Consider the following 23,252-nt stretch of genomic DNA (forward strand, 5'->3'; position numbering starts at 1 on the left):
CTGTCTTGTTCGCGATGTCTCACAGCACGTTCTCCAGCCAGCTCTCGAGACCGTTGAAGGCCTCATGAAAAGTTCGATCCAGCTGCAGCGGGGTAATCGATACGTAACCCTGCATCACCGCATGAAAATCGGTACCCGGTCCGCCATCCTCGACGTCCCCGGCCACGGATATCCAGTAGCCCTCCTTGCCCCGAGGGTTGGCCTGCTTGACCGGCGGCTTGGCACGGCTGCGATGCCCCAGACGAGTGAGCTGGATACCACGAATGTGATCAAGCGGCAGGTTCGGCACGTTGACGCTGAGCACCGTGCGCGGCGGCACTTCGAGCTGGTCGTGCTTCTCCACCAGCAGGCGCGCGATATGCGCAGCGGTCGGCAGGTTTTCCGTGGAGCGAGAGACCAGCGAGAAGGCAAAGGCCGGGCGGCCGGTGAAGCGGCCTTCGATGGCCGCGGCAACCGTGCCGGAATAGAGCACATCGTCGCCCAGATTGGCGCCGAGGTTGATGCCCGAAACCACCATGTCCGGTGTTTCTTCGAGCAGCCCGTTCAGGCCCAGATGCACGCAATCGGTGGGCGAGCCGTTCAGCCCGATGAAGCCGTTCGGCATGCTGACAGGATGAAGCGGGCGGTCCAGGGTAAGGGCGCTGCTGGCGCCGCTCATATCCTGGATCGGGGCTACCACCTTGCACTCGGCATAGTCGGCCAGCGCGTCATAAAGCGCGGCGAGCCCGGGTGCATACACCCCGTCGTCGTTGGCGATCAGAATACGCATCAGATGTCCGTCTGCCCTGCCAGGCTGACCAGCTCACGCACCACGGCGGTGGCGAAGCATCCGGTCGGCAGGACGAATTCCAGTTGCAGAATGTCAGGCTCGGGATAATGCCACGACAAACCGCCGATGGGGAGGCGAAGAATGCGCCGTTCGTGCTTCATTCCTGCCTGCGCCAACCAATTGACGACCGCAAGTTCAGTTTCGGCGACAGCGTTTTCCAGTGCCTGAATTTCGTCACCTGCTGGAGAGCCTTCCATGCCCCATAAAGGGCCGGTCGGATGTAGATCCAGAATCGTCAGGCGCGGGTCGCCGCACTCCTCCGGCCCGGCCGGGAAAAAGCTGCGACTGTCGGTGAATGCCAGGAGATCGCCTACCCGTGCCTGATCCCAGCTGCCATCCCCAACCCGTTCGGCGAGCACACGGTTGAACAGGTAACTGCGACCAGCCGAAAGCAGCCGCGAACGCATGTTGCGCTGCTCCGGAAGCTCACCTTTCGCCGCGAAGTGCCGAGCACCGTGCAGGTTGCTGCCCTCATAGCCGAAACGCTGCAGGCCGAAGTAATTCGGCACGCCGGAGGCCTTGATCCGCTCCAGCCGCTCATCCAGCGCGGCATGTTCACCGCGCAGCTCCGTCAAGCGTAGGCGGAAGCCATTGGCCGAGTGCGCGCCGCGCTGCAGCTTACGCTGATGCCGGGTGCGCTTGAGGATCGCCAGGCCGTCGCTCTCGGCAGCGGCAAGATCCGGATCGCTCTTGCCCGGCAGATGCAGGCTGAACCACTGGCGAGTCAATGCCTGGCGGTCCTTGAGCCCGGCGTAGCTGATCATCTTCAGCGGCACGCCAGCGGCGCGGGCGATGCGTTTGGCGGCTTCCTCGGTGTTCAGATTGCGCTTTTCCACCCATAACCAGAGGTGCTCGCCTTCGCCGGACAGCGGGATATCGAGCACTTCATCGACCTGAAAATCCTCGGCAATCGCTTTCAGCACGGCACTGCCACAGGGCTCGCCATGGGCGCGCGGCCCAAGCAGCTGATCTTCGGTCATGCGCGGACCAGCAAGGCAACCGCGTGAACGGCGATCCCCTCCTCACGCCCGGTGAAACCCAGCTTCTCGGTCGTGGTGGCCTTGACGTTGACCTGGTCCAGCTCGACCTGCAGGTCGGCCGCGATCAACGCGCGCATGCTGTCGATGTGCGGTGCCATCTTCGGCGCCTGGGCGATGATGGTGGCGTCGACATTGCCGACGACGTATCCCTTGGCCTGGACCTGGACGAGCACATGGCGCAGCAGAGCGCGGCTGTCGGCGCCCTTGAATTGCGGGTCGGTGTCCGGGAAGTGCTTGCCGATATCGCCCAGCGCAGCGGCACCGAGCAACGCGTCACTCAAGGCATGTAGCAGCACGTCACCGTCGGAATGAGCCAACAGCCCGAACCTGTGTGGAATCCGCACGCCGCCAAGCGTGATGTGATCGCCCTCGCCGAAGCGGTGCACGTCGTAACCGTGGCCGATACGCATAGATGCAAAACCCTGAAAATCTCGAGGCGGCGATTCTACAGGAGCCGGGTGCTGCTTGAGTGTCCGCGGCACCTCCCGATCATCGACACAGCCAATAACCACCATCAGTCGAATCGATCTCATATCGGAAAACAACGATATATAGTTCGCCTCATTCCGATATACAGCCCAGAGCCATCCCATGCCGGACGACTTCGACGACATCATCAAGGCCCTCGCCCACCCGCTGCGTCGCGACATCCTGCGCTGGTTGAAGGAGCCGCAGCGGTATTTCTCCGAGCAGCACCATTCGCTGGAAAACGGCGTCTGTGCCGGGCAGATCGACCAGCGTGCCGGCCTGTCGCAGTCAACCGTATCGGCCCATCTGGCGACCCTGCAGAAAGCCGGGCTGATCACCAGCCAAAAGGTCGGCCAGTGGCACTTCTTCAAGCGCAACGACGCGATCATCGAGTCGTTCGTCGAGCGCATCGGCCAGGAACTCTGAGTCCCTTTTCGCACCACCAGTAAAGGAGCGGTATTGCTATGCCCACACTTTTCGACCCGATCAAGATCGGCGATCTGGAACTGAACAACCGCGTCATCATGGCTCCCCTGACCCGCTGCCGCGCCGAGCCCGGCCGCGTTCCCGGCGACCTGATTGCCGAGTACTACGCCCAGCGCGCCGACGCCGGCCTGATCATCAGCGAAGCCACCTCGGTGACCCCGATGGGCGTCGGCTACCCGGACACCCCCGGCATCTGGTCCGCCGAGCAGATTCAGGGCTGGAAGAAGGTCACCGATGCAGTGCACGCCAAAGGCGGCAAGATCGTCCTGCAGCTCTGGCACGTCGGCCGTATCTCCGACCCGATCTACCTCGACGGCCAGCTACCGGTCGCACCCAGCGCCATCAAACCAGCCGGCCATGTCAGCCTGGTGCGACCAATGAAGGATTACGAGACGCCTCGTGCGCTGGAAACCGCTGAGATTCCGGGCATCGTCGAGGCCTACCGCAAGGGTGCGGAGAACGCTAAGGAAGCTGGTTTCGATGGGGTCGAGATTCATGGCGCGAACGGCTATCTGCTCGACCAGTTCCTGCAGGACAGCACCAACCAGCGCAGCGACGCCTACGGTGGCTCGCTGGAAAACCGCGCCCGGCTGATGCTGGAAGTGACCGATGCCGCCATCTCCGTGTGGGGCGCAGGGCGTGTTGGCGTACACCTTGCGCCGCGTGCCGACTCCCATGACATGGGCGATTCCAACCGCGCTGAGACCTTTGGCTACGTTGCCGGTGAACTGGGCAAGCGCGGTATAGCCTTCATCTGCACTCGCGAAAAAGCCGGTGAAGACAGCCTCGGCCCACAGCTGAAGAAGATATTCGGTGGCATCTATATCGCCAACGAGCGCTTCACCAAGGCACAGGCCAACGCCTGGCTGACTGAGGGCAAGGCCGATGCCGTTGCCTTCGGCATCCCGTACATCGCCAACCCGGACCTGGTCGAGCGCCTGCGTCAGGACGCAGCGCTGAACGAGCCGAAACCCGAGCTGTTCTACGCCCAGGGTCCGGCTGGCTATACCGATTATCCGTCGCTCTAAGCTCCTGGCGATGGAAAGGCCCGACCGGCATGTCCGGACGGGCCTTCTTTATTTTTGCCGCACGGTGTCGACCAGCCTCGTAGCGTGGAAAACCGCGAAGCGTTTTCCACGCGAACAGGGTCATACAAAACACCCCGGCGCCGACCAAAACAGAACAGACGCGTGGATGAGGCTCCACCGTCATCCACCCTACGCCTTCAGCGCCTCGGCATGATGACGCAGGTGATCATCGATAAAGCTGGCGATGAAGTAGTAGCTATGGTCATAGCCCGGCTGGATGCGCAGCGTCAGCGGGTGCCCGACAGCGTCCGCAGCGGCACGCAGCGCCTGCGGTTTGAGCTGACCCTCCATGAAATCATCGCGATCGCCCTGATCGACCAGCATCGGCAGCTTCTCGCCGGCATCGGCAATCAGCGCGCAGGCATCCCACTCGCGCCAGCGCGAATGGTCGGCGCCCAGGTAGCGGCTGAACGCCTTCTCGCCCCACGGGCAGTTGAGCGGATTGCTGATGGGTGCGAAAGCCGAAAGCGACTGGTAGCGACCCGGATTCTTCAGCGCACAGATCAGCGCGCCGTGGCCACCCATCGAATGCCCGCTGATGCCCCGGCGGTCGGAGACAGGGAAGTTCGCCTCGACCAGTGCCGGCAGCTCGTCGACGACGTAGTCGTACATCCGGTAATGCTGTGCCCAGGGCTTCTGGGTGGCGTTGAGGTAGAAGCCGGCGCCGAGGCCGAAGTCCCAGGCGCCATCGGGATCGTCCGGCACGCCGGCGCCACGCGGGCTGGTATCCGGCGCAACGATGATCAGGCCGAGTTCGGCAGCCAGCCGCAACGCCCCGGCCTTCTGCATGAAGTTCTCATCGGTGCAGGTCAGCCCGGACAGCCAGTACAGCACCGGCAGCTTTTCGCCCTGCTCCGCCTGTGGCGGTAGATAAACGGCGAATACCATGTCGCAGTCAAGGCTGCTGGAACGGTGGCGGTAGCGCTTGTGCCAACCGCCGAAGCTTTTCTGGCAGGAGATGTTTTCAAGGGTCATGGGCCCCTCCGGGGCAGCTACAAGCCGCAAGCCACTAGCTGCAAGAAGGCAGGCTTGTCGCTTACAGCTTGAAGCTTGCCGCTGTTTTAGAAATGGATGACGGTCCGGATGCTCTTGCCTTCGTGCATCAGGTCGAACGCTTCGTTGATCTGGTCCAGCGGCATGTTGTGGGTGATGAAGGTGTCCAGCGGAATCTCGCCGCTCTGCGCCTTCTCCACGTAGCTCGGCAGTTCGGTACGACCCTTCACGCCGCCGAACGCCGAACCGCGCCAGACGCGTCCGGTGACCAGCTGGAACGGACGGGTGCTGATCTCCTGCCCCGCACCGGCGACGCCGATGATGGTCGACTCGCCCCAGCCTTTGTGACAGCACTCCAGCGCTGCGCGCATCAGCTGCACATTGCCGACGCATTCGAAGGAATAGTCGACGCCGCCATCGGTCATCTCGACGATCACATCCTGAATCGGCTTGTCGTGCTCCTTCGGATTGACGAAGTCGGTGGCGCCCAGCTCTTCGGCGATGGCGAATTTGCCCGGATTGATGTCGATGGCGATGATCCGGCTGGCCTTGGCCATCTTCGCGCCGATGATCGCTGCCAGGCCGATGCCGCCCAGGCCGAAGATCGCCACGGTGGCACCCTCCTCCACCTTCGCAGTATTGAGCACGGCACCGATACCGGTGGTGACGCCGCAACCGAGCAGGCAGACCTTTTCCAGCGGGGCCTCTTTAGGAATCTTCGCCACCGAGACCTCCGGCAGCACGGTGTATTCGGAGAAGGTCGAGCAGCCCATGTAATGGTAGATCGGCTCGCCGTTGTAGCTGAAGCGGGTGGTACCGTCGGGCATCAGGCCCTTGCCCTGGGTGGCGCGAACCGAGCTGCAGAGGTTGGTCTTACCCGACTGGCAGAACTTGCACTGACGGCATTCGGCGGTATACAGCGGGATCACGTGATCGCCGACGGCGACCGAGGTGACGCCCTCGCCCACTGCCTCGACGATGCCGCCGCCCTCGTGTCCGAGGATGCAGGGGAACACGCCTTCCGAATCCTCGCCGGAAAGCGTGTAAGCATCGGTGTGGCATACACCGGTGGCGACGATGCGGATCAGCACTTCGCCGGCCTTGGGTGGGGCGACGTCCACTTCCACGATCTGCAAAGGCTGATTGGGGCCGAAGGCAACGGCGGCGCGCGACTTGATGGTCATGGACATCACTCTCGATGTGATTGGAAAGCAGAGAGTGTAATTCATGGCCAAATGGGGATTAACGAAGGCTTCAGGAAAACATTATTGCGACTGAGGGACAATCGACACCTGGCACGTTACGATCCGTCCATTGCTGAACCCTCGATGCCGGAGAACCCATGAGCCGCTGGGAAGGCCTTGACGAATTCGTGGCTGTCGCCGAATGCGGCAGCTTCATGCGCGCCGCTGAGCGCCTGCGTGTTTCGTCCTCACATGTCAGCCGACAGGTCGCGCGCCTTGAAGAGCGCCTGCAGGCGCGCTTGCTCTATCGCACCACCCGTCGCGTCTCGCTGACCGAAGCCGGACATACCTTCTTCGCCCGCTGTCAGCGCTTGATCGAGGAGCGCGACGAAGCCTTTCTGGCCATCAGCGATCTGCACAGCGCACCGACCGGGCTGTTACGCATGACCGCTGCGGTGGCCTATGGCGAGCGCTTCATCGTGCCGCTGGTGAACGAATTCATGGCCCAACACCCGCAACTTCGCGTCGATATCGAGCTGTCCAACCGCACCCTCGATCTGGTTCAGGAGGGCTACGACCTGGCCATCCGCCTCGGCAAACTCGGTGAATCGCGCCTGGTCGCCACACGCATCGCGCCGCGAGCGATGTACCTGTGCGCAGCACCGAGTTACCTCGAGCGCTACGGGCGACCACACACCCTGTCGGAGCTGACGCGACACAACTGCCTGATCGGCACGAGCGACATCTGGTCGTTTCAGGTCGAGGGCCGCGAGCAGCACTTCAAGCCCAGCGGCAATTGGCGCTGCAACAGCGGCGAGGCGGTGCTGGATGCAGCCCTGCGTGGCTTTGGCCTGTGCCAGCTGCCGGACTACTACGTGCAAGGGCCGCTGCGTCGCGGCGAGCTGGTTTCGCTACTGGAAAGCAACCAGCCACCGGACACCGCCGTCTGGGCCGTTTACCCGCAACGGCGTTATCCGCTACCGAAGGTTCGCCTGCTGGTCGAGGCGCTCAGGACCGGCCTCGCCAAGCGCTCCGAGTACGCGGGGACTGGCAACTTGAACAGACGCTGAACCGCGCGTCAGACGCCCGTAATGACGCGGAACCCGCCTTAATCCCCCACGTCGTACCCTGTGTAGCTGCTGCTCTTCGAGCCCCGCGCTGGACGAGCGCAGCGCTGCAATCAGGAGGAAACCATGCAGGTTCTGGTGAACAGTAACCATAGCATCAGCGTCACCGCCGATCTGGAAGAACGAGTGAAGGCCACGGTCGAGACCGAACTGGAGCGCTTCGATGATTATCTGACCCGAGTCGAGGTTCATCTCAACGACGAAAACAGCAACAAGAGCGGCCCCCATGACAAGCGCTGCCAGATGGAGGCGCGGGTCAAGGGCCACGATCCCGTATCGGCCACCCACAAGGCCGAAACGCTGGACCTGGCAATCAACGGCGCCGCAGAGAAGCTTAACCACGCGCTGAGCCACGTTCTGGACAAGCTCAACCGCCACTGACCTGGCCCTCGATGGCCAATGAGCGCGCCATCGACATTTCTGCGAGGGACCGAACCACCGCTACTGGAGGCCACGCATGAACCGACTACTCGACCGCGAAACCCTGACCAAGCTGCTGTCACAACGAGACGGGCCTTGCCTGTCCATGTACCAGCCCACTCATCGCAGCTTCCCCGAGCGCCAGCAAGACCCGATCCGCTTCAAGCACCTGGTCAAGCAACTGGAAGAATCACTCAAACAGCAAGGCCATGGCGACAAGGCACACACCCTGCTCGAGCCGTTCTACGCCCTGATCGATAACAGCGACTTCTGGAACCACAGCCTCGACGGCCTGGCCGCATTTGCCGCCAAGGACTACTTCCAGGTCTATCGACTGCAACGCAGCGTGCCGGAGATGGCCGTGGCCAACGCGCGCATGCACCTCAAACCGCTGGTACGCATTGCGCAATCGGCCGACCGCTTTCAGATCCTCTGCCTGTCGCGCGACTCGGTACGCTTGTTCGAGGGCAACCGTGATGCCCTTGACGAGGTGAAGCTGCACGATGGCGTGCCCCGGACACTCGCCGATGCCTTGGGCAGCGACCTCACCGAGAAGGGTCAGAGCGGGTTTCCCCAGGGTTATGGCCGCTCCAGCGAACGCGGCGACCCGATGCAGGTGGAGGCTGGCGGAAGTGGCAAACAGGCGGAGATCGACCGGGACCGTGATCGCTACTTCCGCGAAGTCGACCGCGCCATCACCGAACATCACTCGCGCCCGTCCGGTCTGCCGTTGATCCTCGCTGCGCTGCCCGAGCAGCAGTCGCACTTCCGACGCCTCAGCCACAATGAGTGCCTGCTGCCGGAAGGCATCGAGACCGGCCAGAACGCATTGAGCATCAATGAGCTGCGCGAGAAGAGCTGGATGGTGATGCAGCCGCGCTATCTCAAGCGCCTGGAAGGCTTGCTCAACCAGTTCGGCGCGTCCCATGGCCAGGGGCTGGCTTCCGACCATCTCGAGGATATCGGCCAGGCCACTCGCCAAGGCCGGGTCGCCACCTTGCTGGTGGAGGCCGAGCGGCAGATTCCGGGCCATGTGGACAAAACTGACGGAACGGCGACGCCGACCAGCGAGGATGACGTCAACACACCCGACCTGCTGGACGAGCTGACCATCTGGACGCTCGAGCAAGGTGGAGACGTGGTCGTGGTACCGACCGAACGAATGCCGACCAGCACTGGCGCGGCGGCGATCTATCGCTTCTGAAGGTACATGGCGGGCAGGCGATCCCTGCCCGCTCTCAACACTCGCGGCCTGTCTTCCAGCGCTGCGTCAGCCACTCAAGATCTTCGGGGCGGGTGACCTTCAGATTGTCCGCCCGCCCTTCTACAACCTTCGGCGAGTGACCCGCCCACTCCAGTGCCGATGCTTCGTCGGTAACCTGCACACGGGACTCGAGTGCGGCTTCGAGCGCGTCGCGCAACATGCCCAGACGGAACATCTGCGGAGTGAAGGCCTGCCAGATGACACTGCGGTCCACCGTCTCCAGCACACGCCCATCCGGACCGACGCGCTTGAGGGTGTCCCGCGCCGGAACGGCCAGCAAGCCCCCGACCGGATCATCCGCCAGCTCAGCCAGCAGCCTGTCCAGATCCTCACGTGCAAGATTGGGACGGGCCGCATCGTGCACCAGAACCCAGTCACCTTCATTCACGCCCAGCTCATCGAGGCGCTGCAGTCCGCTGAGTACCGAATCGCAACGATCACGACCGCCCGGAGCAAGCTGCACGCGACTATCGCGAGCGCAGGGCAACGCCGGCCAGTAAGGATCGTCAGGCGCAATGCAAACCACCAGTCCAGCAAGCGCCGGGTGGTCCAGGAAACAATCGAGGGTGTGTTCGATGATGCTGCGCTCGCCCAGTAACAGATACTGCTTGGGACGGTCAGCGCGCATACGACTGCCGACGCCGGCAGCCGGGATGACGACCCAGAAGGCAGGCTGCTCGCGCGGGCTCATTCGATCAGCTGATAGAGGGTTTCGCCCTCTTTGACCATGCCGAGCTCCTGGCGGGCCCGCTCTTCGACGGTCTCCATACCCTGCTTGAGCTCCAGAACCTCCGCCTCGAGGATTCGATTGCGCTCCAGGAGCCGCTCGTTCTCACCCTGCTGTTCGGCGATCTGCTTGTTCAGACTATTGACCTGAGCCAGGCTGCCCTCGCCCACCCAGAGACGATACTGCAGACCACCCAGCAGCAGTATCAGTACGACGAACAACCAATAGGGGCGACGCATAGAAGGCATGAAACGACTTCAGCTGAAATTCGGGATTGGCAAACAGCCACGGCTCAGGACGCACGAGGCGTTTGCACACGGACACGGTGCCGATTGAAACAAAAAAGGGCGGCTTGCGCCGCCCTTTTTTAAGTGCCGCGGATCAACCGCGGAATTCGGCGCGACCGTTGTACGGCGCCTTGCCGGCCAGCTGCTCCTCGATGCGCAGCAGCTGGTTGTACTTGGACACACGGTCGGAACGGCACAGCGAACCGGTCTTGATCTGACCAGCGGCAGTACCCACGGCCAGGTCGGCGATGGTGCTGTCCTCGGTCTCGCCGGAGCGGTGCGAGATCACCGCGGTATAACCGGCGGCCTTGGCCATCTGGATGGCTTCCAGCGTTTCGGTCAGCGAGCCGATCTGGTTGAACTTGATCAGGATCGAGTTGCCGATCTTTTCGTCGATGCCGCGCTTGAGGATCTTGGTGTTGGTCACGAACAGGTCGTCACCGACCAGCTGCACCTTGTCGCCGATCTTGTCGGTCAGCACCTTCCAGCCGGCCCAATCGGATTCGTCCATGCCATCTTCGATGGAGATGATCGGATAGCGCTGGGTCAGGCCGGCCAGGTAGTCGGCAAATCCGGCAGCGTCGAACACCTTGCCTTCGCCGGCCAGGTCGTATTGACCGTCCTTGAAGAACTCGGAGGAAGCGCAATCCAGAGCCAGGGTCACGTCGTCGCCCAGCTTGTAGCCGGCATTGGCCACGGCCTCGGCGATCGCGGCCAGGGCGTCCTCGTTGGAAGCCAGGTTCGGTGCGAAGCCACCCTCGTCGCCTACGGAGGTGCTCAGGCCACGGGCCTTCAGCACGGCTTTCAGGTGATGGAAGATTTCCGCGCCCATGCGCAGCGCGTCGGCGAAGGTCTTGGCGCCAACCGGCTGGACCATGAATTCCTGGATGTCGACGTTGTTGTCGGCATGCTCGCCGCCGTTGATGATGTTCATCATCGGCACCGGCATGGAGTACTGGCCCGGGGTGCCATTCAGATCGGCGATGTGCGCGTACAGCGGCACGCCCTTGGCCTGCGCAGCAGCCTTGGCGGCAGCCAGGGACACCGCGAGAATGGCGTTGGCGCCCAGCTTGCCTTTGTTCTCGGTGCCGTCGAGTTCGATCATCGCCCGGTCCAGCGCTTTCTGATCGAGCGGATCCTTGCCCAACAGCAGGTCACGGATCGGGCCGTTTACGTTGGCCACGGCGGTCAGTACGCCCTTGCCCAGGTAACGGCTCTTGTCGCCATCGCGCAGTTCCAGAGCCTCGCGCGAACCGGTGGATGCACCAGACGGCGCGCAAGCGCTGCCGATGATGCCGTTGTCCAGGATCACGTCGGCTTCCACGGTGGGGTTGCCACGGGAATCGAGAACTTCACGCCCTTTGATGTCGACGATCTTTGCCATTGTTGTTAACACTCCGTAGATAGCTGCAAGGCTTCAAGCAGTTTCGATTGGCGGGAAATTCTTGACGAGATCATCCAGCTGCTTGAGCTGGGTAAGGAAAGGCTCGAGCTTGTTCAGGCGCAGAGCGCACGGACCGTCGCACTTGGCGTTGTCCGGATCCGGATGCGCCTCGAGGAACAATCCGGCCAGGCCCTGGGACAGACCGGCCTTGGCCAGGTCGGTAACCTGGGCACGACGACCACCCGCCGAGTCGGCACGACCGCCCGGCATCTGCAGGGCGTGGGTGACATCGAAGAACACCGGGTATTCGAACTGCTTCATGATGCCGAAGCCGAGCATGTCGACGACCAGATTGTTGTAGCCGAAGGAGGAGCCGCGCTCGCAGAGGATCAGCTGATCGTTACCGGCTTCCTCGCACTTGCGCAGGATGTGCTTCATCTCCTGCGGCGCCAGGAACTGCGCCTTCTTGATATTGATCACCGCGCCGGTCCTGGCCATCGCCACCACCAGATCGGTCTGCCGCGAAAGAAAGGCCGGCAGTTGGATGATGTCGCAGACATCGGCCACCGGCTGCGCCTGCCAGGGCTCGTGCACGTCAGTGATGACCGGCACGCCGAAGGTCTTCTTCACTTCCTCGAAGATCTTCATCCCCTCTTCCAGGCCGGGGCCACGGAACGAGGTGATCGAGGAGCGATTGGCCTTGTCGAAGCTGGCCTTGAACACATAAGGGATGCCGAGCTTCTCGGTCACCCGCACGTACTCTTCGCAGGCTTGCATGGCCAGGTCGCGGGATTCCAGCACGTTGATGCCGCCGAACAGCACGAACGGCTTGTCGTTGGCGATCTCGATGTTGCCTACGCGGATGGTCTTCTGGCTCATGCCTTCTTCGCCTTGTGTTCCAGCGCCGCATTGACGAAACCGCTGAACAGCGGATGGCCATCACGTGGCGTGGAGGTGAATTCAGGGTGGAACTGGCAAGCGACGAACCAGGGATGATCCGGAGCCTCTACCACTTCCACCAGCGCGCCGTCGCCGGAACGCCCGGTAATCTTCAGCCCCGCTGCCTGCAGCTGCGGCAGCAGGTTGTTGTTCACTTCGTAACGATGGCGATGGCGCTCGACGATGCGCTCCTGGCCGTAGCACTCGAATACGTTGGAGCCGGCTTCGAGGCCGCATTCCTGCGCGCCAAGACGCATGGTACCGCCCAGATCCGAGTTATCACTGCGGGTTTCCACGGCGCCACTGGCGTCTTCCCACTCGGTGATCAGACCGACTACCGGGTGACCACTGTCCTTGTCGAACTCGGTGGAGTTGGCATCGGACCAGCCCAGCACGTCACGAGCGAACTCGATGACCGCGACCTGCATACCCAGGCAGATGCCCAGATACGGGATCTTGTTCTCACGGGCATAACGTACCGTAGCGATCTTGCCCTCGACGCCGCGCAGGCCGAAACCGCCCGGCACGAGAATGGCGTCGACACCTTCCAGCAGGCTGGTGCCCTGATTCTCGATGTCTTCGGAGTCGATATAACGCAGATTCACTTTGGTACGGCTCTGGATGCCAGCGTGGCTCATCGCCTCGATCAGAGATTTGTAGGCGTCCAGAAGTTCCATGTACTTACCGACCATGGCGATGGTGACTTCCTTCTCCGGGTGCAGCTTGGCATCGACGACACGATCCCATTCGGAGAGATCGGCACCACGACACTCCAGGCCAAAGCGCTCGACCACGTAGTCATCAAGGCCCTGGGCATGCAGGATGCCTGGAATCTTGTAGATCGTATCGGCGTCCGGAAGGCTGATCACCGCGCGCTCTTCGACGTTGGTGAACAGCGCGATTTTGCGGCGCGAAGAAACATCGATCGCGCGATCGGAGCGGCAGACCAGAACGTCAGGCTGCAGGCCGATGGAGCGCAGCTCCTTGACCGAATGCTGGGTCGGTTTGGTCTTGGTCTCGCCGGCGGTGGCGATGTAGGGCACCAGCGTCAGGTGCATCAGCATGGCGCGCTTGGCGCCCACTTCGACGCGCAACTGGCGGATCGCCTCGAGGAACGGCTGCGACTCGATGTCGCCAACGGTGCCGCCGACTTCAACCAGCGCAACGTCGGCGTCGCCGGCGCCCTTGATGATGCGACGCTTGATCTCGTCGGTGATGTGAGGAATGACCTGAATGGTCGCGCCCAGGTAATCACCCCGGCGCTCGCGGCGCAGCACGTCTTCGTATACGCGACCGGTGGTGAAGTTGTTGTTCTGGGTCATGCGCGTGCGAATGAAACGCTCGTAATGGCCCAGGTCGAGATCGGTCTCGGCGCCGTCGTGGGTGACGAACACCTCGCCGTGCTGAAACGGGCTCATGGTGCCCGGATCGACGTTGATATAAGGGTCCAGCTTGAGCATCGTGACCTTCAGGCCCCGCGCCTCCAGGATGGCCGCCAATGAAGCCGAGGCGATGCCTTTCCCCAATGAAGAAACAACACCACCCGTGACGAAGATGTAGCGCGTCATGAAAAACCCTAGAAGTCTGCGTTAAGCGGCTAGCGCCGCGAGGGGAAAGCGAAGGTGCCATCGCGCCCGAGGCGGCAACGGCTCAGCTGCTACGGTTCGGAAGATCCGTGAAAGCTGTATTGAGACGGGAGCGTAGTCTACTGGATCAGCCCCACATGCTCAAACCTCAGTCAGCCGGCGGCAACGTCCAGACCAGCGAAACGGCAGCTGCGTCGAGTTGCGGCAGATTGCCCACCGCGATCAACTGGTCTTCGCAGAAAAGCAGCGGCAGGCGCGCCCGAACGAAGCCCGGCACGCCGTTCTCATTGAGCAAGCGCTTGAGGTCACGCCGGCCGCGGCCGGGCAGTACCAGCCACTCGCCGCCGGCTCGGTAGCGCACCTGCAGTCGGCCTGCCGGGGCCGTACCGATCAGGTGCAGGCTGCCATTGCCGGGCAACGACAGATCGGTCGATGGCTGCGGCCAGGCGAGCGGCCCCTCTGCCGGCAGCAACCATGAATTGCCCACCCACCAGACCCGCTCGCCGGTGCGCTGCAACTCGCCACGCCCCAGCCGCCAGCGTGGCGTGGCGTCGCCTCGCGCATCGCGCAGCGACTCCCAGCCGCACCAGTGATCGCTGTCCGGAAGCTCGGTGAGGTGCGCCAGCCAATGACGCAGGGCGTTGCGCTGTCGGGCTGGCGACAAGGCACGCAGCGCCGGCAGACAGAGACTGGGCAGTGCCAGCCAGTCGACCGGAGATGGCTGCTGCGCAGCAGCAAGGTCTGCCTGCGCCAGCTCATCCAGCAACGCCTGCGCCTCGGCCATGTGCGCGGCAGTGCGCGCCATGTTCGCCGACGCCTGTGGCCAGCGGCGGCTGATCGGCGGCAGCACCTGCAGACGCAGGTAGTTGCGCGCGTGATCATCACACTGGTTGCTCGGGTCTTCGATCCAGCGCAGGCCCTGGGCGTCGGCGTAGGCCTGCAGCTCGGCGCGCGAAACGGCCAGCAGCGGCCGCAGCAGCCTGCCCTGCCCCAGCGGCCGCTCCGCCGGCATAGCCGCCAGCCCGCGCACGCCGGCACCACGCAACAGACGAAACAGCAGCGTCTCGGCCTGGTCGTCGCGGTGCTGCGCGGTCAGCAGCAGATCACCTTCGCCGAGGCGTTCAGCGAAGGCGGCGTAACGCGCATCCCGCGCGGCACGCTCCAGGCTTGCGCCGTGCGCGACCTGCACCCGCACGATTTCGAGCGGCACGCCTAGCCCCTCGCAAACCTGCCGGCAGTGCTCCGGCCAGGCATCGGCGACCGCCTGCAGGCCGTGATGCACATGGACGGCGCTGATTGGCGGCAACCTTCGGCCCTGCGTCAGTCGCACCAGTGCATGCAGCAGCACCGTCGAATCGAGCCCGCCGGAAAAGCCGACCAGCCAGCGCCGCGCGGCTAGCCACGGGCGCAGTGCATCGAGCAGTTTGGATTCGACCGGCATGGAAATCGACTCATTCAGGCAAGGCGGCCAGCATAAGGCAGCGCACGCCACGACTACAGCCGCCAGCGGTGCGCACCTTTCAAGAGCACGACGCAAACACAGCGGCGCACCTTCGTTGACGCCCTCCGCACCGCGCCGCTCCAAAACAGTGCACACCCATGGCTATCTGAGATCGCCGCAAACAGATCGAGGCATTCAAATTCGAGCTAGGCCTCTGTAATCGTTGGCTTTCTCGTAGTTGGCAAGGGAAATGCAAAAGTCCGCTCAGCTTATTCCAAAAGCTGTTGCTGACTTACCAGCCGGGCTACTGAATACCCGGCGCCACCTTTAGGGACATACCACCATGCTCAAGAAACTGACCCTCGCCATCGCCGCCGCCAGCGCCGTGACTGCCAGCAGCTTCGCCGTCGCGGAAACCGTCTCCAGCCCCGTTGGCGACTTCGACGTCAGCATGAACGTCGGCCTGACCTCGGACTACATGTTCCGCGGTATCTCGCAAACCCAGGGCAACGGCGCCATCCAGGGCGGTCTGGACGTAGCCCACGAGAGCGGCCTGTACGTTGGCACCTGGGCGTCCAACGTCGACTTCGGCGGTGACGCCTCGGTGGAATTCGACTACTACCTGGGCTTCGGTAACAACATCACCGAGAACATCTCCTACGATCTGGGCTGGATCAAGTACGACTACCCGGGCGAAAGCGCGCTGAACTTCAGCGAGTACTACGGCAGCCTGAGCGCCTACGGCTTCACGGCCGGCGCGGCCTACTCCGACGACTTCGCCGGCGACGACACCACCCTGTACTCCTATCTCGGCTACGAATACGCCCTGCCCTACGACGTCGGTCTGGCCCTGCAGTACGGCAAGTACGATTTCAAGGACGCCACCTTCGGCAACGACGATACCTACAACGACTGGTCGGTCGGCCTGAGCAAGACCATGGCCGGTCTGGACTTCGGCCTGACCTACTCCGACACCAGCTTGAGCGGCAGCGAATGCGCAGGCTTCGTCGGCAAGGACGACTACTGCGACGCGACCTTCGTGGTTTCGGTTTCGAAGAGCTTGTAACTCCTGTCGGGACCGCAACAAAGGCCTGACCCAGTCACGTGTCGCATGGTCTGCAGGACGTAGAGCGGGTGACACCCGCCGAACGTGGCCCTCCGCCTTGTTGTAAGAGCGATGCAAGGCCCAGAAAAAACGAAACCCCGCCGCGAGGCAGGGTTTCGTTTGTCGGGCGGTGAGGTGTAACCGCGCGGGTTTCACCCGCCCTATAAAGCTACATACGCCAGGGGTTCAGCGCTCGCCGATGATGCCGCTGCGCCTGTTGCTGGACCCCGTCTGAACAGGCCCGGAAACGAAAAACCACGCCGGGTAGGCGGGGTTTCTGCAGCGGACAAAACGGCATCCGATCAGGCGATACCGTAGCTCATCAGGCGCGCGTAGCGGCGCTCCAGCAGCGCGTCGGTATCCAGCGCCTTGAGCATTTCCAGCTGAGTCCTGAGTTCGTCACGCAGCGAAGCCGCGGTGACGGCCGGGTTGCGATGCGCGCCGCCCAGGGGCTCGGAAATCACCTTGTCGACGATCCCGAGGTCCTTCAGGCGCTCGGCAGTCACGCCCATGGCGTCGGCCGCTTCGGGTGCCTTGTCGGCGGTGCGCCAGAGAATCGAGGCGCAGCCTTCCGGCGAGATCACCGCGTAGGTGGAGTACTGCAGCATGTTCAGCTGGTCGCAGACGCCAATAGCCAGGGCTCCGCCAGAACCGCCCTCACCGATCACGGTGGCGATGATCGGCGTCTTCAGACGTGCCATGACGCGCAGGTTCCAGGCAATGGCCTCGCTCTGGTTGCGTTCTTCGGCATCGATACCCGGATAGGCACCCGGAGTGTCGATGAAGGTCAGGATCGGCATCTTGAAGCGCTCGGCCATCTCCATCAGACGGCACGCCTTGCGGTAACCCTCGGGGCGCGGCATGCCGAAGTTACGGCGTACCTTCTCGCGCACCTCACGGCCCTTCTGATGACCGATGATCATCATCGGCTGTCCGTCCAGACGCGCAGTACCGCCCACGATAGCGGCGTCATCGGAGAAGTGGCGATCACCGTGCAGCTCTTCGAACTCGGTGAACAGGTGATTGATGTAGTCGAGGGTGTAGGGGCGCTGCGGGTGGCGAGCCAGGCGGGCGATCTGCCAGCTGGTCAGATTGCCGAAGATGCTTTCGGTGAGCGATTCGCTCTTGTCCTGCAGGCGGGCAATCTCATCGCCGATGTTCAGCGAGTTGTCGTTACCAACCAGGCGCAATTCTTCGATCTTGGCTTGCAGGTCGGCGATCGGCTGTTCGAAATCCAGGAAATTCGGGTTCATAGGCATCCGTCATGCGTCGACGGCCAGGCGGCCGGGAGGCTGTTCCGTTTTTTGCGCCTTACCTTACGGGACGGGCGCATTCAGGTCGAACAAAAATTGTTCTGAACCATGACCCGGTCATCACCGGGCCGTTCGGGCCTGACCCGGAAAGCGCCATCGGCGACCTTCCGGGCCTCGGCCCTCTATCGGTATTGCAGGAAGACGTTGTCGCGTCCGAACTGGTCACGCAATGCCTGAATCAAGTGATCCGCCGGATCGATTCGCCAGCTCTCGCCAAACTGCAACAGCGCCTTGGCGTCGCTACCGGTGTACTCCAGAGTGATCGGGCAGGCCCCGCGATGACGACCACAGACGTCTGCCAGCCAGCGCACCCGGTCACCCCTGAGCGCATCGCTGCCGACCTTGACCCGCAAGCTCTCGGCCAGACCGGTGCGCGCTTCTTCCAGGCTCATCACCCGCTTGGCACGCAGACGCAGGCCACCGGAGAAATCGTCGTTGCTGACTTCACCTTCGACCACCACCAGCGCATCGGTCTGTAGCAGTGCCTGAGCCGTATTGAAGGCTTCGGCGAACAGCGAGGCCTCGATGCGCCCGGAGCGGTCGTCCAGGGTGATGAAACCCATCTTGTCACCCTTCTTGTTCTTCATCACCCGCAGGTTGACGATCAACCCGGCGACCGTCTGGGTATCGCGAGCCGGACGCAGATCGATGATGCGCTGACGGGCGAAGCGACGTACTTCTCCTTCGTATTCATCAATCGGGTGGCCAGTGAGGTAGAGACCCAGGGTGTCCTTCTCGCCCTTGAGGCGCTCCTTGAGCGTCAGCTCCCGCGCCTTGCGGTGATTGGCATAGACATCCGCCTCGGGCTCTGCGAACAAGCCGCCAAACAGATCCATATGGCCGCTATCCAGGCTGCGCGCAGTCTGCTCCGCCGCCTGAATCGCCTCTTCCATGGCTGACAAAAGCACCGCACGATTCTGATCAATGCCGGCCTGGTAGAGCTTCGGGTCATCGGAAAAATACGGCCCCATGCGATCCAGCGCACCGCCACGGATCAAGGCCTCGAGGGTGCGCTTGTTGATGCGTTTGAGATCGACCCGACTGCAGAAGTCGAACAGGTCCTTGAACGGCCCGCCTTCACTGCGGCATTCGACAATGGCCTCCACCGGCCCTTCACCGACACCCTTGATCGCACCCAGACCGTAGATGATGCGCCCGTCGTCGCTGACGGTGAACTTGAATTCGGAGTTGTTCACGTCCGGCGCATCGATACGCAGCTTCATGCTGCGACATTCTTCGATCAGCGTGACCACCTTGTCGGTGTTGTGCATGTCCGCCGAAAGCACCGCGGCCATGAACGGCGACGGGTAATGCGCCTTAAGCCAGGCGGTCTGATAGGACACCAGACCGTAGGCCGCCGAGTGCGACTTGTTAAAGCCGTAACCGGCAAACTTCTCTACCAGGTCGAAGATGTTGCCCGCCAGATCAGCATCGATACCGTTGTTCTTGCAGCCCTCAATGAAACCGCCGCGCTGCTTGGCCATTTCCTCGGGCTTCTTCTTGCCCATGGCGCGGCGCAGCATGTCGGCGCCGCCTAGCGTGTAGCCGGCCATGACCTGGGCAATCTGCATCACCTGTTCCTGATACAGGATGATGCCGTAGGTGGGCGCAAGAACCGGCTTGAGGCCTTCGTACTGGTAATCCGAATGCGGGTAGGAGATTTCCGCGCGACCATGCTTGCGGTTGATGAAGTCGTCGACCATGCCCGATTGCAGCGGGCCGGGACGGAACAGCGCCACGAGGGCGATCAGGTCTTCCAGGCAGTCGGGTTTGAGCTTTTTGATCAGCTCTTTCATGCCACGCGATTCGAGCTGGAACACCGCCGTGGTTTCGGCCTTTTGCAGCAGCGAGTAGGTGGGCTTGTCATCCAGGGGGATAAAGTCGATGTCGACCGGTTCGAGACCCTTACGCGCCTGTTCGCGGTTGATGGTTTCCAGCGCCCATTTGATGATGGTCAGCGTGCGCAGGCCGAGAAAGTCGAACTTGACCAGACCGGCAGACTCGACGTCGTCCTTGTCGAACTGGGTGACCAGGCTGCCGCCCTCGTCATCGCAGGCGATGGGGGCGAAATCGGTGAGTTTGGTCGGCGCAATCACCACGCCGCCGGCATGCTTGCCGGTGCCGCGGGTGATGCCTTCGAGCCTGAGCGCCATGTCCCAGATTTCCCTAGCGTCTTCATCGACGGCAAGGAAGTCGCGCAGCGGCTCTTCCATCTCGTAGGCTTTTTCCAGCGTCATGCCTACTTCAAAGGGGATCATCTTCGACAGGCGATCCGCCAGCCCGTAGGACTTGCCCTGCACCCGCGCCACGTCACGCACCACCGCCTTGGCCGCCATGGTGCCGAAGGTGATGATCTGGCTCACCGCATTGCGACCGTATTTCTCAGCCACGTAATCGATGACCCGGTCGCGGCCATCCATGCAGAAGTCGACGTCGAAGTCGGGCATGGAAACCCGCTCAGGGTTGAGGAAGCGCTCGAACAGCAGATCGTAGGCCAGCGGGTCCAGGTCGGTGATTTTCTGCACATAGGCCACCAGCGAGCCGGCACCCGAGCCACGGCCTGGCCCTACAGGCACCCCATTGCTCTTGGCCCACTGGATAAAGTCCATGACGATCAGGAAGTAACCCGGAAAGCCCATCTGGATGATGATATCCAGCTCGAAATTCAGCCGATCGACATAGACCTGCCTCTTCGCCTCGTAATCGGGCGTATCCCGGGGCAGCAGCACTTCCAGCCGCTCTTCGAGGCCGTCGAACGAGACCTTGCGGAAGTAATCGTCCATGGTCATGCCGTCCGGCACCGGGAAATCGGGCAGGAAGTAGGTGCCCAGCTGCACCTCGATGTTGCAGCGCCTGGCGATCTCGACGGTATTTTCCAGCGCCTCGGGGAGGTCACTGAACAGCTCGTACATTTCCTCGGGCGTTTTCAGATACTGCTGATCGGAATAGTTGCGCGGTCGTCGCGAGTCGTCGAGGGTGCGGCTTTCGCCAATGCAGACGCGCGTTTCATGGGCTTCGAAATCATCCTGCTTGAGAAAGCGCACGTCATTGGTCGCCACCAGCGGCACAGCGCAGCGCTCGGCCAGCGCTACTGCCGCGTGCAGATGCTCCTCATCGTTGACCCGGCTGGTGCGCTGCACTTCCAGATAGAAACGCTCGGGAAACACCGATTGCCACTCGGCCAGCAGCGCCTCGGCCAGCGACTCCTCGCCGTTGAGCAGGGCAAGTCCGATCTCGCCCTCCTTGGCGCCGGACAAGGCAATCAGCCCTTCCGAGGACTGCTTCACCCAGTCACGCTCGATGATCACCAGGTCATTGCGCTGACCTTCGGTCCAACCACGCGAAACCAGCTCAGTGAGGTTGCGATACCCCTTGGGATTCATCGCCAGCAAGGTCAAGCGGCTGAGAGGACCGTCCTCGTCACAACCAGCCATCCAGATATCGGCACCGCAGATCGGCTTTATGCCGGCGCCCTGCGCGGCTTTATAGAACTTGACCAGCGAGCACATATTGCTCATGTCGGTCACCGCCACTGCCGGCATGCCACCTGCCGCGACCGCCTTGATCAGCGGCTTGACCCGAACCAGCCCATCGACCAGCGAGTACTCGGTATGCAGACGTAGATGGACGAAGGAAACAGGCATGAACAGACCTTGAGCTGGCAGAACGACAAGCGCGGAATTGTACCGGAAAGCACGGACGGGCTGGCGACCGCGCTAACGGTAGCCGACACGGTAAAAGGGTGTTCGGCGGCCCAGGACCTCATGAAGCACCTGGCTGGCCCGCGTACAGTTACCCGCTAGACCAGCAGCACGCTGGCCGGGATGTCGGTCTCGACAACTGCCTGCTCAAGCAGCGTACGCACGGGGGCGAAAGAGCGCCGATGAATGGGCGTTGGTCCTAGCCGACGAAGCGCTTCCAGATGGCTTGGAGTCGGATAACCCTTGTGCCCGGCCAGCCCATAACCCGGATAGCAGAGATCCAGGGCCTGCATTTCGCGGTCACGACTGACCTTGGCCAGGATGGATGCCGCAGCGATAGCCGGCACCTGACCGTCGCCCTGGATCACCGGTGCGCTGGGCACGTTCAGCTGAGGGCAGCGATTGCCATCGATGAGTGCCAGCCGCGGCGTGACACTCAGTCCATCAACCGCACGCTGCATGGCGAGCATCGTGGCGTGAAGGATATTCAGCTGATCGATCTCTTCGACCTCCGCTCGGGCAATGCACCACGCCACCGCCTTTTCGCAGATCTCGTCGAACAACGCTTCACGACGGGCTTCGCTCAGCTTTTTCGAGTCGTTGAGGCCTTTGATCGGACGCGCCGGATCGAGGATCACTGCAGCGGTCACTACAGGACCACACAGCGGCCCGCGCCCGACCTCGTCGACGCCGGCAACCAGCTCTTCGACCAGATTGAAATCGAGTCCGAACTGCATCAACGAACTCCAACCAGGCGCAACACGGCATCGGCGGCCTGACTCGACGCATCGCAACGCAGGGTGCGATGAATACTGTCGAAGCCTTCGGTTTGCACGTCACCATCGTCCAGCAGTGGCGACAGAGACTGCGCAAGCGCTTCGGGGGTAGCGGCGTCCTGCAGCAACTCGGGAACCAGCAGACGCTGGGCCAGCAGGTTGGGAAGCGCAACATAGGGGCTCTTCACCAGCCGCCGGAGGATGCGGTAAGTCATTGGCGCTACGCTGTAGGCCACCACCATAGGACGTTTGAACAACAGCGCCTCAAGCGTTGCCGTACCGGAAGCAATCAACACGGCGTTGCAGGCGGCCAATGCCTCATGGGACCGGCCATCGAGCAGGGTCAGCGGTAAATCACGCGTAACCAGCATCTGCTCAAGCTGCAGCCGCCGCTCGGGGCTGGCGCAAGGCATGACAAAACGAATCCCGGGACGCATGGCGCGCAACCGCTCGGCAGCGGAAAGGAACAGATCCCCCAGTCGAGCGACTTCGCCGCCCCTGCTACCGGGCATCAGCGCGACGACCAGGCCATCCGCTGGCAATCCGAGCGCTTGCCGTGCCGCGGCACGATCAGCGCAAAGCGGAATGGCATCAGCTAGGGGATGACCGACGAAGCGAACCGGTACCTGGTGCTCGTCGTAGAACCTGGCCTCGAACGGAAACAGCGTGAGCATCAGATCGCAGGCGTCACGGATCTTCAGTACCCGCTTCTGACGCCAGGCCCAGACCGACGGACTGACGTAGTGCACGGTCTTGATTCCGGCCCGACGCAGCTTGAGCTCAAGCCCGAGATTGAAGTCCGGCGCGTCGATGCCGATGAATACATCCGGCCGCTGCTGGATCAGCGTGTCCACCAGGCGTTTGCGGCGGGCCAGCAGCTCCGGCAAACGACCGAGCACTTCGACCAGGCCCATCACTGCCAGACGCTCGAGCGGAAAGTACGACTGCAACCCTTCGGCCTGCATGCGCGAGCCGCCGACGCCGATGAATTCGACATTCGCGTGCTGAGCCTTCAGCGCCTGCATCAGGCCCGCACCAAGGATGTCACCGGAGGACTCCCCGGCTACCAAGGCAACCCTGAGCGGCCGGTTCAT

21 protein-coding genes are annotated in these 23,252 nt (G+C 62.6%); 6 read left to right on the top strand and 15 right to left on the bottom strand.

Translation table 11 applies throughout. The features are described from left to right. Positions 1-19: 19 nt before the first annotated feature. From surE to ispF, 3 genes are read right to left on the bottom strand one after another with little or no spacing between them, the layout of a single operon-like run. Positions 20-769: a 5'/3'-nucleotidase SurE gene (gene surE, locus P5704_004990; GenBank protein ID WOF79856.1), complete on the bottom strand. Its 750-nt coding sequence runs from the start codon at positions 767-769 to the stop codon at positions 20-22. Further along, positions 769-1,809 (bottom strand): tRNA pseudouridine(13) synthase TruD, encoded by a 1,041-nt coding sequence (gene truD / locus P5704_004995; GenBank protein WOF79857.1) that lies wholly within the window; start codon positions 1,807-1,809, stop codon positions 769-771. The genes surE and truD overlap by 1 nt, the downstream gene beginning before the upstream one ends. Continuing rightward, positions 1,806-2,279 carry a 2-C-methyl-D-erythritol 2,4-cyclodiphosphate synthase gene (gene ispF, locus P5704_005000; GenBank protein WOF79858.1) on the bottom strand — a complete coding sequence of 158 codons (474 nt, stop codon included), beginning with the start codon at positions 2,277-2,279 and terminating at the stop codon, positions 1,806-1,808. The genes truD and ispF overlap by 4 nt, the downstream gene beginning before the upstream one ends. 181 nt (positions 2,280-2,460) lie before the next feature. Here ispF and P5704_005005 point away from each other — a divergent pair, with 181 nt between their 5' ends. Further along, a complete protein-coding gene (locus P5704_005005; protein ID WOF79859.1) occupies positions 2,461-2,763 on the top strand; it encodes a metalloregulator ArsR/SmtB family transcription factor in 303 nt (100 codons plus the stop codon). Between the two features lie 38 nt (positions 2,764-2,801). After that, positions 2,802-3,851 (top strand): alkene reductase, encoded by a 1,050-nt coding sequence (locus P5704_005010; protein WOF79860.1) that lies wholly within the window; start codon positions 2,802-2,804, stop codon positions 3,849-3,851. Positions 3,852-4,040: 189 nt separating this feature from the next. Here the strand turns inward: P5704_005010 and fghA are convergent, their stop codons facing one another. Together fghA and P5704_005020 are read right to left on the bottom strand one after the other, a co-directional pair. Next, positions 4,041-4,886 carry an S-formylglutathione hydrolase gene (gene fghA, locus P5704_005015; protein ID WOF79861.1) on the bottom strand — a complete coding sequence of 282 codons (846 nt, stop codon included), beginning with the start codon at positions 4,884-4,886 and terminating at the stop codon, positions 4,041-4,043. 86 nt (positions 4,887-4,972) lie between these two features. Then, positions 4,973-6,088, bottom strand: coding sequence for an S-(hydroxymethyl)glutathione dehydrogenase/class III alcohol dehydrogenase (locus P5704_005020; GenBank protein WOF79862.1), 1,116 nt, complete (start codon positions 6,086-6,088; stop codon positions 4,973-4,975). 158 nt (positions 6,089-6,246) lie between these two features. On the opposite strand from P5704_005020, the gene P5704_005025 reads away from it, so the two are divergent. The 3 genes from P5704_005025 to P5704_005035 all read left to right on the top strand — a co-directional run bounded on the left by P5704_005025 (position 6,247) and on the right by P5704_005035 (position 8,839). Then, complete coding sequence (locus P5704_005025; GenBank protein WOF79863.1) at positions 6,247-7,158, top strand: LysR family transcriptional regulator; 912 nt, start codon at positions 6,247-6,249, stop codon at positions 7,156-7,158. Positions 7,159-7,281: 123 nt separating this feature from the next. Further along, complete coding sequence (locus P5704_005030; GenBank protein ID WOF79864.1) at positions 7,282-7,596, top strand: HPF/RaiA family ribosome-associated protein; 315 nt, start codon at positions 7,282-7,284, stop codon at positions 7,594-7,596. A 76-nt stretch (positions 7,597-7,672) separates the two neighbouring features. Then, positions 7,673-8,839, top strand: a complete 1,167-nt coding sequence (locus P5704_005035; GenBank protein ID WOF79865.1) for a hypothetical protein — start codon at positions 7,673-7,675, stop codon at positions 8,837-8,839. A 34-nt stretch (positions 8,840-8,873) separates the two neighbouring features. Here the strand turns inward: P5704_005035 and ispD are convergent, their stop codons facing one another. From ispD to tilS, 6 genes are all read right to left on the bottom strand, one after another. Beyond that, positions 8,874-9,590: a 2-C-methyl-D-erythritol 4-phosphate cytidylyltransferase gene (gene ispD, locus P5704_005040; GenBank protein ID WOF79866.1), complete on the bottom strand. Its 717-nt coding sequence runs from the start codon at positions 9,588-9,590 to the stop codon at positions 8,874-8,876. Next, positions 9,587-9,865 carry a cell division protein FtsB gene (gene ftsB, locus P5704_005045; GenBank protein ID WOF81171.1) on the bottom strand — a complete coding sequence of 93 codons (279 nt, stop codon included), beginning with the start codon at positions 9,863-9,865 and terminating at the stop codon, positions 9,587-9,589. Before ftsB ends, ispD begins: the two co-directional genes overlap by 4 nt. A 142-nt stretch (positions 9,866-10,007) precedes the next feature. Continuing rightward, positions 10,008-11,297 (bottom strand): phosphopyruvate hydratase, encoded by a 1,290-nt coding sequence (gene eno, locus P5704_005050; protein WOF79867.1) that lies wholly within the window; start codon positions 11,295-11,297, stop codon positions 10,008-10,010. A gap of 33 nt (positions 11,298-11,330) precedes the next feature. Continuing rightward, entirely contained in the window at positions 11,331-12,176 is an 846-nt protein-coding gene (gene kdsA, locus P5704_005055) for a 3-deoxy-8-phosphooctulonate synthase (GenBank protein ID WOF79868.1), read from the bottom strand. Beyond that, a complete protein-coding gene (locus P5704_005060; GenBank protein ID WOF79869.1) occupies positions 12,173-13,804 on the bottom strand; it encodes a CTP synthase in 1,632 nt (543 codons plus the stop codon). The genes kdsA and P5704_005060 overlap by 4 nt, the downstream gene beginning before the upstream one ends. Before the next feature lie 166 nt (positions 13,805-13,970). After that, complete coding sequence (tilS, locus tag P5704_005065) at positions 13,971-15,263, bottom strand: tRNA lysidine(34) synthetase TilS (GenBank protein ID WOF79870.1); 1,293 nt, start codon at positions 15,261-15,263, stop codon at positions 13,971-13,973. A gap of 343 nt (positions 15,264-15,606) precedes the next feature. On the opposite strand from tilS, the gene P5704_005070 reads away from it, so the two are divergent. Further along, a complete protein-coding gene (locus P5704_005070; GenBank protein ID WOF79871.1) occupies positions 15,607-16,329 on the top strand; it encodes a TorF family putative porin in 723 nt (240 codons plus the stop codon). Between the two features lie 341 nt (positions 16,330-16,670). Here the strand turns inward: P5704_005070 and P5704_005075 are convergent, their stop codons facing one another. The 4 genes from P5704_005075 to lpxB form a co-directional block, all read right to left on the bottom strand. After that, on the bottom strand, positions 16,671-17,621 hold the full coding sequence (locus P5704_005075; GenBank protein WOF79872.1) for an acetyl-CoA carboxylase carboxyltransferase subunit alpha: 951 nt from the start codon (positions 17,619-17,621) through the stop codon (positions 16,671-16,673). A gap of 182 nt (positions 17,622-17,803) precedes the next feature. After that, complete coding sequence (gene dnaE / locus P5704_005080; protein ID WOF79873.1) at positions 17,804-21,325, bottom strand: DNA polymerase III subunit alpha; 3,522 nt, start codon at positions 21,323-21,325, stop codon at positions 17,804-17,806. Positions 21,326-21,480: 155 nt separating this feature from the next. Further along, the gene (rnhB, locus tag P5704_005085) at positions 21,481-22,119 is read right to left on the bottom strand and encodes a ribonuclease HII (protein WOF79874.1); all 639 of its coding nucleotides are present in this window, start codon (positions 22,117-22,119) and stop codon (positions 21,481-21,483) included. Next, entirely contained in the window at positions 22,119-23,252 is a 1,134-nt protein-coding gene (gene lpxB, locus P5704_005090; GenBank protein WOF81172.1) for a lipid-A-disaccharide synthase, read from the bottom strand. The genes rnhB and lpxB overlap by 1 nt, the downstream gene beginning before the upstream one ends.

Source organism: Pseudomonas sp. FeN3W, from assembly GCA_030263805.2.
Lineage (GTDB): Bacteria > Pseudomonadota > Gammaproteobacteria > Pseudomonadales > Pseudomonadaceae > Stutzerimonas > Stutzerimonas stutzeri_G.